Origin of the sequence: Mesorhizobium loti, assembly GCF_003148495.1 — a bacterium.
GTDB lineage: Bacteria > Pseudomonadota > Alphaproteobacteria > Rhizobiales > Rhizobiaceae > Mesorhizobium > Mesorhizobium loti.
The window spans coordinates 233,318-245,856 of the sequence record NZ_QGGH01000005.1 but is presented as its reverse complement, the minus strand read 5'-3'; the positions used below and the strand labels follow the sequence as shown (position 1 = coordinate 245,856).

Here is a 12,539-nt window from a genome sequence, read left to right as displayed (position 1 = left end):
GAGGAGAAAAACCATGACGACGATGAGCGTTGCCGAATATGCCCGCGACTGCGCGGCGCAAGGGTTGCGCGGCGACTATTCGGTCTGCCGTTCCGATTTTACCGTGGCGCAGGGTTACGACTACAGCGCCGAAGAGCAGGCGGTGTGGCGCACGCTGTGCGACCGCCAGACCAAACTGACGCGCAAGCTCGCCCACCATTCCTATCTCGACGGCGTCGAGAAGCTCGGCCTGCTTGATCGCATCCCCGATTTCGAGGAGGTCAGCGCCAAGCTGCACAAGCTGACCGGCTGGGAGATCGTCGCCGTGCCGGGGCTCATTCCCGCAGCCCCGTTCTTCGACCATCTCGCCAATCGCCGCTTCCCGGTCACCAACTGGCTGCGGACCCGGCAGGAACTCGACTACATCGTCGAGCCCGACATGTTCCACGATTTCTTCGGCCACGTCCCTGTTCTGTCGCAGCCGGTGTTCGCCGATTTCATGCAGATGTATGGCCGCAAGGCCGGCGACATCATCGCGCTGGGCGGCGACGAGATGATCACCCGGCTCTACTGGTACACGGCCGAATACGGCCTGATGCAGGAGGCCGGCCAGACGCTGAAAGCCTTTGGCGCCGGCCTGATGTCGTCGTTTACCGAATTGCAATTCGCGGTCGACAGCAAGGACGCTCACCACGTGCCCTTCGACCTGGAAACGGTGATGCGGACCGGCTACGAGATCGACAAGTTCCAGCGTGCCTATTTCGTGCTGCCGTCGTTCGACGCCTTGCGCGATGCCTTCCAGACTGCCGACTTCGAGGCGATCGTCGCCCGCCGCAAGGGCCAGCCGGCGCTCGACCCGGCAACCGTCTAGCTTTCCGCAAAAGCGTGTCTCCCCCCTCGATGGGGCGGGAGCCATCGGCACTCCTATCGCCCGTTTGGAGTGTCGGGCCCCTCGGCCTTCAGCCGCGCCAGCTGGTCGCGCTGCAGGTCGAGTGCGGCGTTGACGAAGCGCGATATGGTGGCGAGCTCTGCGTCGCCGAAGCTGGCGATCACCCTTTCGCCTTCCCGCGCGATGGCACCGTAGTAGCGCGCCGACAGTTCCCGCGTGGCCTCGGTCGCCTCTATGACCACCTTGCGCCTGTCCTCGAGACTGCGCATGCGCGTCAGCAGGCCGCGCGCTTCCAGCCGGTCGATCAGCGCGGTCACCGCAGCCGGTGTCAGCCCGGTCGCGGTGGCGATCGCGCCGGCCGATTGCGGGCCGCCATGGAGCAGCCCGATGCAATGGCGTTCGGCCATGTTCAGCCCAAGCCTCACCCCCACCGCTTCGTCATAGGCCTGCGTCGCGTCCTGCCACTGCATGATGGCAAGGCCGATGGAGGCAGTCAGTTCGGCACGATTCCCGGTTGACGAATTTACTTCGATCATCTAATTATCAATCTGTCTAACATTTAGACCATCGCAGCAATATGCGGCCGCACTGCCTGCAAGGCAAGAGCCAGCCGCCGACAAGGAGTGAAAAATGAGCTTGATTCAACAGCGCGCGCCGCTCTCGCATGAGGAGGAGTTCAAATACGCCAAGCTGGCGATGGAATGGTATGGCTGGGGCTCCCCCATCGGCCTCGGCATTCTGCTCGTCTCGCTGGCCGCAGCCGCCGTGCTGGTGCGCATCGCCGTCTACGGATTTTGAGCCATGCCGCGCATCTGCCGGCGCCATCACGGCGCCGGCATTGTCGGCATGCCTTGAAATTCAGGACGTTGCCGTGGGACCGTCAGACGGTGACCACCTTGCTCAGATGGTCGCCCAGCCGGCAGGCCAGCGCGGTGATCGTTGTCGTCGGGTTGCATTGGCCCGATGTGCAGAACACCGAGGAGCCGCCGACATAGAGATTGTCCATGCCGTGCACCTTGCAGTTGGCGTCGACAACACTCTTGCTGATGTCGGTGCCCATGCGCGTGCCGCCCATATGGTGATGGCCCGCCGTCTCGTCATTGGTCGGATAGTCCTGACCATTGCTGATCCAGTCGGCAATGCGCACTCGGCCGAGGTTCTTTTCGATCAGCGTCGTGCCGAACAGTCTGAGCCCTTCGAGCAGGGTGCGATGTTCCAGCTCTGATTTTTTCCAGTGCAGCTCGATGCGTGGCACGCCGGCATGGTCGACATCGGTCTTCGACAGCTCGATCTGGTTGGAGGCCAGCGGCGCCTGTTCCCATGCGACGTAGAGCTGGGCGGCGCAGCGCAGTCTCTGACTGAGCTGGTAGGACATCCATTCCGCCATGCTGGGCGCCGTGCAGGCGAGGTCGGCGATAAGGCTCTTGACCCCCGGATACGGCGTCTCGATCAATCTGATGCCGAAATTCATGATCTGCAGCCGTTCCATGGCGGCAAGTGTCGGCGAGAAGAAGGCCTCGTTGACGGCGTCGACCTCGAACGCGTTGTAGTCGGCCAGGATGGCATTGCCGCCCTCGAAGGTCGGATGCTCCATCCAGTAGCGGCCAAGCGCTGCCGCATTCGGCACGACGCCGCCGTTCGAGCGCTGGTTCGACCACAGAAGCAGCCGCGAATTCTCCAGCCCGCCGGTGCAGACGATGAAATAGTCCGCGCTGAAGGAGCCGGCATCCTGCCCGTTCGACCACAGTCTGGCGCCCGTCACGCGTTTGCCGTCGCCGACAAGTTCAGTGACGCATGTGTTGAGCACGACCGCGATGTTCCCGGCTTTGTCGAGTTCGTCGCCGAATTTCTCGGCGAAGCGCACAGCCGGGCTCTTGATCAGCTGCACCCAGCGAATGTCGTCCGAGATCGGCATGTCCGGCCGGAAGGCCGGAAGGTCGAGAATATCGCGCACTTCCGGCAGATAGGGCTCGATGTCGGTGCGGCGGATCGGCCAGCCCGTATCGGGCACCCAGGCCTTCGGCTCGAAATCCTGTTTGTCGAGCACGCGGCACCAGCCGGCCCAGTGGTTGGAACTGCCACCCATGAACCGCAGCCGGGTGATGTCGAGATCGAAATAGAAATCGCCGACCGTGGTGCCACGGTAGAAATCCTGCGACTCGTCGCTGAACTCACGCGAGCCGGCCTCCAGCACCACGACCGGAATGCCGGCGGCGCCAAGCTTGCGGGCAACGGTGGTGCCAGCCGGGCCGGAGCCGAGGATGCACACCTTTGGGGTGAAGTTCGCGGCGCGATACGCCTCGTAGCTGTCGAAGATCATGCCAGGTCACTCCGCTTCAGGATCCAACCATTGACCTCGACGATCTCGCTCGGGTCGGCCAGGGATGCACCGGCATGGGATGGATGGGCGGCATCGGCATCAGGCAGCTTGCGGAACAAAGACAGGGCAGGCAGTGCGATCAGCGCCTGCACGATCGCGCGGCGTGACATTTTTTTGATGAGGAAACTCATGACGGTCTCTCGGGTGGGAGCTTCGACAATGCGTGGCATTCCTGGAACGGCAGTTCCCGGAACGACACATGCATCGCCGCAGAAGCCAGTATCGTGCCAAGTCTGGCCGCAAAGCAGTGAAAACCCGGCTAAACGGTGCAACCGAGTGCAAACAGCGTTAGAATTTCCTTAACGATCTGGTTGTGGCGGATCGGATCACGCCGCTGCGGAAATGTCCGTATCGAGGATCGTCAGGTTGCGGCCCTGATGCTTGGCCTGGTAGAGGCGCCGGTCGGCGGCGCGCATCAGGTCCGATACGTTGACATCGTCGCCGCAGACGGTGCCGCCGATGCTGACCGTGAGCGGAATGGTCCGCTCGTCGACGGGCCGGAAGCGGATCAGCTCGACTTCGCGGCGAATGCGCTCGGCGACCCGCTTGGCCTCCTGCTCGGTGGCGCCGATCAGGAAGGCGCCGAACTCCTCGCCACCGATGCGGCCGAGCACATCGCCGCTGCGCACGCCGCGCTGGATCGCGCTGGCGATCAAAAGCAGCGCGTCATCGCCGGTCAGGTGGCCAAAATTATCGTTGATCTTCTTGAAGTGGTCGGCGTCGATGATCAGCAGCGCGCCGCGATCGGACTTGCGGCGCGAACCGTCGAGCGCGGCAAAGAAGCTTTCCCGGTTGAGCATGCCGGTCATGTCGTCGCGGCTCGCCTTTTCCGCCAGGCGGCGATGCGCTGCGGCGAGCTGGGCATGGGCGCGGGCAAGTTCGCGATGTGCGGTTTTCAGTCTGTCGCTTTGCCAGAAAGTACTTGCGCTGGCAGCCCATGCCAGCACCAGAGGACAGAGCGTAGAAGACAGCCAGATCGTACGGTTTACCGGAAATCCCATCGCCGGAACGATGATCAGCGTCAGCAGGAGAGAGGCCGCGACAGAGGCGAAAGCAACGGCGGCGGATCTAAGAATTATGCTGCTCATCGCTTGCTCCCACAAGACTGTCTCTGTGCCAGCAAGCCCTGAAGGCCACCTTTCCCGGATGCATAAAATTTGAATCGTGAGGCGATTTACGCAACCTCAACGAGTAGAAGTTGTGGATAAAGTCGCTTCCGGAATGCCCGTTTCATGCCATAAGGAGCGCATGACCACGCTCCCCGACCCCGCGCGCTTCGCCCATGTCACCGACTGGGTGTTCGATCTCGACAACACGCTCTATCCGCACCACTCGAATCTGTTCTCGCAGATCGACGTCAAGATGACGGCCTATGTCGGCGAACTCCTGGCGCTGCCGCGCGACGAAGCACGCAAGCTGCAGAAGGAACTCTACCGCGAATATGGCACGACGCTGAATGGGTTGATGACGCGTCATGGCATCGACCCCGACGATTTCCTCGAGAAGGTGCATGACATCGATTATTCATGGCTGGTGCCCGATCCCGTTCTCGGCACCGCCATCCGCCAGCTTCCGGGCCGCAAGTTCATCTTCACCAATGGCGACCGCAGGCATGCCGAACGCACCGCGCGCCAGCTCGGCATTCTCGACCATTTCGACGACATTTTCGATATCGTCGCCGCCGGGCTCAATCCCAAACCGGCGCGCCAGACCTACGAGAAGTTCGCCGAGCTCCACGCCGTCACCGGCCACAATGCGGTAATGTTCGAAGATCTTGCCCGCAATCTTTCGGTGCCGAAGTCGCTCGGCATGACCACGGTGCTGGTGGTGCCACGCAATTTCGAGCCGACCTTTGCCGAGATCTGGGAGCGCGACCCGGCCAATGAGGATGATGTCGATTTCGTCACCGACGATCTTGCGGGGTTTCTGACGGCGATTGTGGAGACGGGGGTAGGGAATTGAAGAATTGAAGAACTGACGAATTGGGGAATCGGTCCGGAACGCGCAATCCCCCTCATTCTTCAATTCCCCAGTTCTCCAATTCCCAGCCCTACTCCCCTAACTTGTAGAACCGGCTGATAATCCCCCAGGCCTCATCGGCGGTGTCGACGAAGTCGATGATGTCCTGGTCGCCGGGGCTGATCGTGCCCTGCTCGGCGAGGAAATCGAGATCGATCGCCCGCTTCCAGAAGGATTTGCCGAACAGGATCACGGGTACGCGCTCCATGCGTCCGGTCTGGATCAGTGTCAGCGTCTCGAAGAACTCGTCCATCGTGCCGAAGCCGCCGGGAAACACCGCCACGGCCTTGGCGCGCATGACGAAATGCATCTTGCGGATGGCGAAATAGTGGAAGTTGAAGCAGAGCTCCGGCGTCACATAGATGTTCGGCGCCTGCTCATGCGGCAGGACGATGTTGAGGCCGATCGACGGCGCGCCGACATCGTCGGCGCCGCGATTTCCCGCTTCCATCACGCCGGGCCCGCCGCCGGTCACCACGACATATTCACGATAGTATGAAGCAGCCGACTGCCGCGAGCAGAGACGCGCGAATTTGCGCGCCTCCTCGTAGTATTTGCTGTTTTCCTCGAGGTTCTTCCTCTGCGTCTCGTTCTTGGCCGCCCAGGCCTCGCCGCCGGGTTCCGGCAGGCGTGCGCCGCCGAACAGGATCACCGTCGAACGGATGCCGCGTTCGGCCAGGATCATCTCGGGCTTCAGGAGTTCGAGCTGCAACCTGACCGCGCGCAACTCGCGCCGCGTCATGAAGTCGGGATCGTTCCAGGCCAGCCGGTAGGTCTCAGCACGCGTCTGCGGCGTGTCCGGCACGCTCTTCGACCGCTCCAGATCCTCGTCCGAATGCGGCAACGGGGTCCACCCCGCCTTTTCCATAGGAGTCATATGCTTTACCCGTCCAATTCTTTCACTTGCGCCGTCCCATGACGCACCCGCGATTGACCCTCACCAAGGCTTCACATAAGCAGGTTCCGCAAAAGTGTCCGGCGGTTTTGTGACAAGAACCTGCTACATGCAAAGACCCAGGCAGGCAAAGCCTGCCAAGGGGTCCGCGCGACTTTGGAAACAGGTTAAGGCGTTGCCCCTTAACAGCTTGGTAATGGAGCGAATTCATGTCGAAGCCCGATCTGGCGAGTCTCGAAAAGACCATTGAGAAGGCCTTCGAGGAACGCGACACGATTTCGACGGCGACGCGTGGCGAAACGCGCGATGCCATCCAGTCGGCGCTCGACCTGCTCGATCGCGGCGACGCCCGTGTCGCCGAACGGCAGGCCGACGGCAAGTGGCATGTCAACCAGTGGCTGAAGAAGGCCGTGCTGTTGTCGTTCCGGCTCAACCCGATGGAGATCATCAAGGGTGGTCCGGGCGAGGCGGTGTGGTGGGACAAGGTGCCGTCGAAGTTCGACGGCTGGAGTGCCGTCAACTTCGAGAAGGCAGGCTTCCGCGCCGTGCCGTCGTCGATCGTGCGCCGTTCGGCCTATGTCGCGCCTGGCGCCGTGCTGATGCCGTCCTTCGTCAATGTCGGCGCCTATGTCGACTCAGGTACCATGGTCGACACCTGGGCCTCGGTCGGCTCCTGTGCCCAGATTGGCAAGAACGTCCATCTGTCCGGCGGCGTCGGCATCGGCGGCGTGCTGGAGCCGATGCAGGCCGGGCCTACCATCATCGAGGACAATTGCTTCATCGGCGCTCGCTCGGAAGTGGTCGAGGGCTGCATCGTGCGCGAAGGCTCGGTGCTCGGCATGGGCGTCTTCATCGGCCAGTCGACCAAGATCGTCGACCGCGCCACCGGCGAAATCTTTTATGGCGAAGTGCCGCCGAATTCCGTCGTCGTCGCCGGTTCGCTGCCGGGCAAACCTTTTCCGAACAACGAACCTGGCCCCAGCCTCTACTGCGCCGTCATCGTCAAGCGTGTCGACGCCAGGACCCGGTCCAAGACCTCGATCAACGAATTGCTCCGCGATTGATCTTTCCGCAAAGCGAGCGCACCTTCCGCCGGCGCGACAATCGGTCGCGCTGGTTCAATATGGAGGGGTGACATGGACTGGAAATATCTGCTCACAAGCTTTGATGGCCGCATCAACCGTGGCAAGTTCTGGGCTGGCATCGGCGTATTCATCGTTATCGGCGTCATAGCTTTCATTCTCGATGCGATCCTCGGCACGCGGTTCACCACGGCCAGCGGCGCTCAGGTCGGCATTATCGGCATCCTCTTCGCGCTGGCATCGATCTATTTCGCGATTGCCCTCTATGCCAAACGCTGGCACGACCGCAACAAGTCGGGCTGGTGGACGCTGATCGGCCTCGTACCCATTATCGGCGGCATCTGGCTGCTGGTCGAACTCGGCATCCTCGAAGGCACCAGGGGTGCCAATCAATATGGATCGGACCCGCTTGCCTGACAGATCAGATCTCACCTGGCTTTTCTTCAAAATATCGGGCCGCGTCAGTCGCGCGGCCTATTTTCTTGGCGGGTTGCTCGTCGCCATCATCCAGGCCTTTCCGCTCTACCGCTTCACGCTGGTGCCGGAAGGTTCGGCCGAGAGCAACATGTGGTCGTTCATCTTCTTCGTCGCCTTCATCGCCTCGCTGTGGTCCAACATCGCGCTGGCGGTCAAGCGGCTGCACGACCTCGACAAGCCGGGCATTGCCGCGCTGATCCTGTTCGTGCCGGTGGTCTCGATCGTCGCCTTCCTTGTGTTGTGCCTGTTTCCAGGGCAGCCTGGGCCCAACCGCTATGGCCGGCGCACCAACGAGCCGGCACAACCCTGAGGGCCGATCGGACATGCGCTACCGCACGCTTGATCCGAAACTGATCGTCGAAACCGCCGAGCGGCTGGAAGAGCGGATCGCCGACCGTTTCCCCGAAGCGGGATTGCGTGGCGTCGCCGCCGAACTGGTCTCGCTGTCGCGCGATCTGGCCAAGGCGGCTCAGGCGCTCGAAGCGCCGATCTGGTGGCTGCGCGGGCTCATCATCGCCGCCGTCATCGCCGGTGCGCTGATCTTTCTGTTCGTCGGCACCATCCTGCCGCTCATCCACATCTCCCAGGCCGACGATGCGGTGCAGTCGGTGCAAGGCATCGAAGCCACGATCAACATGATGATCCTCGCCGTGCTCGGCTTCCTGGCGTTGATCCGCACCGAGGAGCGCATCAAACGCAAGCGGGTATTTCGCCAGCTGCACGGCCTGCGGTCGCTGATCCATGTCATCGACATGCACCAGCTGACCAAGGATCCGGCGGCCCTTTCGGCCAATTTCAAGCCGACGGCGCACTCGCCGGCCCGCATCACCAACGCCGCCGACCTGGCGCGCTACCTCGACTATTGCTCCGAAATGCTGTCGATCACCGGCAAGATCGCAGCGCTGTTCGCACAGTCGGTCAATGACGACGTGGTCATCGACGGCGTCAACGACATCGAAAACCTGGCGTCCAACCTGTCGCGGAAAATCTGGCAGAAGATCACGTTGATCGACGGCCAGCCGGCGGCGCAACGACCTGCTCCGGCGCCAGGCCCGGCGAGCCAAGCCGCTCCGATTCCGCCGCGCGCACCAAGGCGGTGATCCGCTGGACCATCGGCGCCGACGTGCCGGCCGTTTCCGCCAGCCGCTGGATGGCGCCTTGCAAATCATCGATCTCCGTCGGCCGGCCGCGCTGCAAATCGTCCCACATCGATGAGCGCGCCTGCGGGTCGATCGTCAGCATGCGTCGCGCCAAGAGCTTGAACAGCCAGTCCGGCAGCCGGAGCACTTTCGGCAGTAGCACCGGCCGCAGGCCGGCGATCCGCGCCGGCTCGATGCCGGACGCTTTCATCGCCGTGAGCGCCTCGTCGATCTGACCGGCCAGGATCAGCCGCCAGCGCCGATCGGCCAATTCGGTTGCCAGCGGCAGGCCGGAAAGCGCCACCAGCGCGTTGTTCAAATTCATCAGCAGCTTGCCCCACAGCACGGCCTTCATCTCGCCATGGGCTTCGACCGCAAATCCCTCGACGCCGAGCAGGCCGATTAGGCCGGCGTCGCCGTCCTCGACCATCACCGTGCCGTCGCTGGCGCGATGCACGCGCAGCGGCAGTTCGCCGTCCGGCGACTGTACGACATTGAACGGCACCATGCCGGCCAGCACCGTTCGCCGGCCAAGTCCTGCACGCAGCCTGTCGGCATTGTCGATGCCGTTCTGCAGGCTGACCACCACAGCATCCGGGCGCGCATGGGCCCTGATGAGGGCTGCCATGTCCTGCGTCGCGCCGCTCTTGACCGTGACCAGGATCACGTCCGCTTGCGGCAAGGCGGTCGCCGGATCGGTGGTGACGACAAGTGCCTCGGGCCTGATCGTGCGATCGCGGCCTTCAAGGTCGCTGACCCGCAACCCACCCTGCCGCAAGGCCGCCTCGATGCGCGGCCGGGCCAGCAGGGTCACCTCGCGGCCGGCGAGCGCCAGGCAGCCGCCGGCATAGCAGCCAATGCTGCCGGCGCCGGCAATGACGATCCTCTTGTCCCCGTTTGCCATCCTGTCGCCCCGCATTCGGCCCGGAACTATACGACATGAAAACCATAATGTCGGCGCTATCGCCAGCCATGGAGCTGGCCCCCATGTCTGGCCGTGACAGGCCCTGCGCTTTCGACTATCGCTTTTGCCATGACGCTGCCGACCGATCCCGCCGAAAACCTCGCCGCCCTTATCCGTTGTGCTTCGGTGACGCCCACTGAGGGCGGTGCGCTGACCGCGCTGGAGACGATGCTGAAACCGCTCGGCTTCCTGGTCGATCGGCCGGTGTTTTCCGAAGACGGCACGCCCGACATCGAAAACCTCTATGCGAGGCGTTCCGGCAACGGCCCGCATCTGATGTTCGCCGGCCACACCGATGTGGTGCCGGTCGGCGACGAAGCCGCATGGACGCATCCGCCCTTCGCCGCCGAGATCGCCAATGGCGAGATGTATGGCCGTGGCGCAGTCGATATGAAGGGCGGCATCGCGTGTTTCATCGCCGCCATGGCGCGCCATGTCGAGCAGAATGGTGGTCCGAAAGGCTCGGTCTCGCTGCTGATCACCGGCGACGAGGAAGGGCCGGCCATCAACGGCACCGTCAAGCTGCTCGAATGGGCGGCTTCTAGGGGCGAGAAATGGGATGCCTCCATCGTCGGCGAACCGACCAACCCGGATGCGCTCGGCGACATGATCAAGATCGGCCGCCGCGGCTCGATGTCCGGCGCCATATCAGTCAACGGCCGCCAGGGCCATGTCGCCTACCCGCAGCTTGCCGACAATCCGGTGCGCGGGCTGATGAGCCTGGTCGACGCCTTGCTGCATCCCGTCTTCGACAAGGGAACCAGGGATTTCCAGCCGACCAACCTGGAGATCACCTCCATCGATGTCGGCAACCCCGCCACCAATGTCATTCCGGCCAAGGCGCTTGCCACCTTCAACATCCGCTTCAACGACACCTGGACTGATGAGACCCTTCAGGCCGAGATCCACAACCGGCTCGACCAGGCGGCCAAACGCAAGAAGTACCGGCAGGGCAAGAAGACGCCGGTCGACTACGAGCTCGTCTGGCGCGACCGGCCAAGCCATGTCTTCCTGACCCGCGACGACAAACTGATTGAAACGCTCCGCGGCTCGATCAAGTCGGCGGTCGGCAAGGAGCCGACGCTGTCGACCTCAGGCGGTACATCCGACGCGCGTTTCATCAAGGACTATTGTCCGGTGGTCGAGTTCGGGCTGGTCGGCAAGACCATGCACATGGTCGACGAACGCGTCGCCATTGCCGATCTTGAAACGCTGACGCGAATCTACCAGCGCTTCATCGAAGACTGGTTCGGACAGGGCTGAGCAACATGCTTTCGGCGGACGAAACCCAAGCTTCGCTGACGGGCGCCTGGCGATTGATGCTCGGCAAGGCCGATGGATTGCGCCTGCTCGACCTGTCGGCCGACGGCTTCTGGAATTCCTTTTTCGCCATTGTCGTTGCCGCACCGGCGCTGATCGTCGGCTGGGTCGGCATCGCCAACGAGATCGGCGATCCCGATGCCTTCGCGGGTCGCTTCAGCATGCTGGTGCGCCTGGCGACGGTCGACATCGGCTCCTGGGTGCTGCCGTTGATTGCGCTCGCTTTGATCGCGCCGCGCGCCGGCATAGGCGGCCGCTTCGTCCACTATGTCGTTGCCAGCAACTGGGCTTCGGCCATCACCGCCTGGCTGATGCTGCCCTCGGCGCTGATCCGGCTTTTCCTGTCGTCCGCGAGCCAGGTTTCGAGCCTCGTGTCGCTGCTTTTGTTTGCCCTGTCGATGGTGCTGACCTGGCGCATGACCAACGCCACCATCGGCAAGGGCCCAGCGATCGGCACCGGCGTTTTCGTCGGTATGTTCATCGCGTCGCTGTTGGTGCTGTTCGGCCTGCAGACGCTGCTCGGCATCACCGTGCCGGATGATGTCGGGGCTCAGAGCCTTTCCGGGTTCGTCTCAGGGTAGAGCCTTCCGTGGATAGAGCCTTCCGGCCTCTATCCTGGATAGTCGACCTCGGGATAATCGACGCCAACGAGAAACAGCCCGTCGGGTGGCGCCACCTGTCCGCAGGCGGCGCGGTCGTGCGCCTCGAGCGCTGCTTTCAGGCCGGCCTCGGTCCAGCCGCCGTCGCCGACGCGCTTGAGCGAGCCGACCATCGAACGCACCTGATTGTGCAGGAAGGAACGCGCCGAGGCCCTTACCTCGATCAGGTCACCTTGCCTCATCACATCGAGCCGCTCCAGTGTCCTGATCGGGCTGTTGGCCTGGCACTGGGTCGAGCGGAAGGTGGTGAAGTCATGCCGTCCGAGCAGGACCTTCGCCGCTTCATGCATGGCGCCGGTGTCGAGCCGCTTCGGCACCCACCACACCTTGCCCTTGTCGAGCGCGGCCGGCGCGCGGCGGTTGAGGATGCGGTAGAGATAATGGCGGCCGGTGGCCGAGAAGCGCGCATCGAAGCCGTCCGGGACGACGGCCGCCTTCAGGACGGCGATGCGCGCGCCGGCCGCCTGCAAATGGGCATTGATCGCATCGCGCACCTTGTCGCCTGGCCACGCCTTGGCGAGGTCGACATGCGCCACCTGGGCGGTCGCATGCACGCCAGCATCGGTGCGCCCGGCGGCGCGCAGCCTAACCACTTCGCCACAGAATTTTTCGATCGCCTGCTCGATCGCCTGCTGCACCGAAGGCTGATCCGCCTGGTGCTGCCAGCCGGCAAACAGGCTGCCGTCATATTCGATGTCGAGGCGAAAACGCGGCATGCCGGGCTGCTATATGCTCT

General features: G+C 63.2%; 16 protein-coding genes. 9 read left to right on the top strand and 7 right to left on the bottom strand.

Annotated features, from left to right (window positions below; genetic code table 11):
* Nucleotides 1–13 precede the first annotated feature (13 nt).
* Nucleotides 14–850 carry a phenylalanine 4-monooxygenase gene (gene phhA / locus C8D77_RS20990; protein ID WP_109667299.1) on the top strand — a complete coding sequence of 279 codons (837 nt, stop codon included), beginning with the start codon at nucleotides 14–16 and terminating at the stop codon, nucleotides 848–850.
* Nucleotides 851–903: 53 nt separating this feature from the next.
* On the opposite strand, the gene C8D77_RS20985 is transcribed toward phhA, so the two are convergent.
* The gene (locus C8D77_RS20985; RefSeq protein ID WP_109667296.1) at nucleotides 904–1,404 is read right to left on the bottom strand and encodes a MarR family winged helix-turn-helix transcriptional regulator; all 501 of its coding nucleotides are present in this window, start codon (nucleotides 1,402–1,404) and stop codon (nucleotides 904–906) included.
* 94 nt (nucleotides 1,405–1,498) lie between these two features.
* Here C8D77_RS20985 and C8D77_RS37650 point away from each other — a divergent pair, with 94 nt between their 5' ends.
* Nucleotides 1,499–1,666, top strand: a complete 168-nt coding sequence (locus C8D77_RS37650; protein ID WP_164548546.1) for a hypothetical protein — start codon at nucleotides 1,499–1,501, stop codon at nucleotides 1,664–1,666.
* Between the two features lie 82 nt (nucleotides 1,667–1,748).
* Here C8D77_RS37650 and C8D77_RS20980 read toward each other — a convergent pair whose 3' ends face one another.
* The 3 genes from C8D77_RS20980 to C8D77_RS20970 all read right to left on the bottom strand — a co-directional run bounded on the left by C8D77_RS20980 (nucleotide 1,749) and on the right by C8D77_RS20970 (nucleotide 4,336).
* On the bottom strand, nucleotides 1,749–3,188 hold the full coding sequence (locus C8D77_RS20980) for a GMC oxidoreductase (protein WP_109667293.1): 1,440 nt from the start codon (nucleotides 3,186–3,188) through the stop codon (nucleotides 1,749–1,751).
* A complete protein-coding gene (locus tag C8D77_RS20975; protein WP_109667291.1) occupies nucleotides 3,185–3,379 on the bottom strand; it encodes a hypothetical protein in 195 nt (64 codons plus the stop codon). The genes C8D77_RS20980 and C8D77_RS20975 overlap by 4 nt, the downstream gene beginning before the upstream one ends.
* Before the next feature lie 195 nt (nucleotides 3,380–3,574).
* On the bottom strand, nucleotides 3,575–4,336 hold the full coding sequence (locus C8D77_RS20970) for a GGDEF domain-containing protein (protein WP_109667289.1): 762 nt from the start codon (nucleotides 4,334–4,336) through the stop codon (nucleotides 3,575–3,577).
* A 160-nt stretch (nucleotides 4,337–4,496) separates the two neighbouring features.
* On the opposite strand from C8D77_RS20970, the gene C8D77_RS20965 reads away from it, so the two are divergent.
* Nucleotides 4,497–5,210 (top strand): pyrimidine 5'-nucleotidase, encoded by a 714-nt coding sequence (locus C8D77_RS20965; protein WP_109667287.1) that lies wholly within the window; start codon nucleotides 4,497–4,499, stop codon nucleotides 5,208–5,210.
* 88 nt (nucleotides 5,211–5,298) lie between these two features.
* On the opposite strand, the gene C8D77_RS20960 is transcribed toward C8D77_RS20965, so the two are convergent.
* A complete protein-coding gene (locus C8D77_RS20960) occupies nucleotides 5,299–6,144 on the bottom strand; it encodes an LOG family protein (RefSeq protein ID WP_109667284.1) in 846 nt (281 codons plus the stop codon).
* Nucleotides 6,145–6,371: 227 nt separating this feature from the next.
* On the opposite strand from C8D77_RS20960, the gene dapD reads away from it, so the two are divergent.
* The 4 genes from dapD (at nucleotide 6,372) to C8D77_RS20940 (ending at nucleotide 8,821) form a co-directional block, all read left to right on the top strand.
* Nucleotides 6,372–7,226: a 2,3,4,5-tetrahydropyridine-2,6-dicarboxylate N-succinyltransferase gene (gene dapD / locus C8D77_RS20955; RefSeq protein ID WP_109667281.1), complete on the top strand. Its 855-nt coding sequence runs from the start codon at nucleotides 6,372–6,374 to the stop codon at nucleotides 7,224–7,226.
* A gap of 72 nt (nucleotides 7,227–7,298) precedes the next feature.
* Complete coding sequence (locus C8D77_RS20950; protein WP_109667278.1) at nucleotides 7,299–7,661, top strand: DUF805 domain-containing protein; 363 nt, start codon at nucleotides 7,299–7,301, stop codon at nucleotides 7,659–7,661.
* Nucleotides 7,654–8,031 (top strand): DUF805 domain-containing protein, encoded by a 378-nt coding sequence (locus tag C8D77_RS20945; protein WP_164548547.1) that lies wholly within the window; start codon nucleotides 7,654–7,656, stop codon nucleotides 8,029–8,031. The genes C8D77_RS20950 and C8D77_RS20945 overlap by 8 nt, the downstream gene beginning before the upstream one ends.
* A gap of 13 nt (nucleotides 8,032–8,044) precedes the next feature.
* Nucleotides 8,045–8,821, top strand: coding sequence for a hypothetical protein (locus tag C8D77_RS20940; RefSeq protein ID WP_109667273.1), 777 nt, complete (start codon nucleotides 8,045–8,047; stop codon nucleotides 8,819–8,821).
* Here the strand turns inward: C8D77_RS20940 and C8D77_RS20935 are convergent.
* A complete protein-coding gene (locus C8D77_RS20935) occupies nucleotides 8,721–9,764 on the bottom strand; it encodes a 2-dehydropantoate 2-reductase (RefSeq protein ID WP_109667767.1) in 1,044 nt (347 codons plus the stop codon). The genes C8D77_RS20940 and C8D77_RS20935 overlap by 101 nt on opposite strands.
* 129 nt (nucleotides 9,765–9,893) lie before the next feature.
* Here C8D77_RS20935 and dapE point away from each other — a divergent pair, with 129 nt between their 5' ends.
* Complete coding sequence (gene dapE / locus C8D77_RS20930) at nucleotides 9,894–11,087, top strand: succinyl-diaminopimelate desuccinylase (RefSeq protein ID WP_109667270.1); 1,194 nt, start codon at nucleotides 9,894–9,896, stop codon at nucleotides 11,085–11,087.
* A gap of 5 nt (nucleotides 11,088–11,092) precedes the next feature.
* Nucleotides 11,093–11,725, top strand: a complete 633-nt coding sequence (locus tag C8D77_RS20925) for a transporter (RefSeq protein WP_109667267.1) — start codon at nucleotides 11,093–11,095, stop codon at nucleotides 11,723–11,725.
* Between the two features lie 29 nt (nucleotides 11,726–11,754).
* On the opposite strand, the gene truA is transcribed toward C8D77_RS20925, so the two are convergent.
* Nucleotides 11,755–12,519, bottom strand: coding sequence for a tRNA pseudouridine(38-40) synthase TruA (truA, locus tag C8D77_RS20920; protein ID WP_109667264.1), 765 nt, complete (start codon nucleotides 12,517–12,519; stop codon nucleotides 11,755–11,757).
* Between the last annotated feature and the right edge of the window lie 20 nt (nucleotides 12,520–12,539).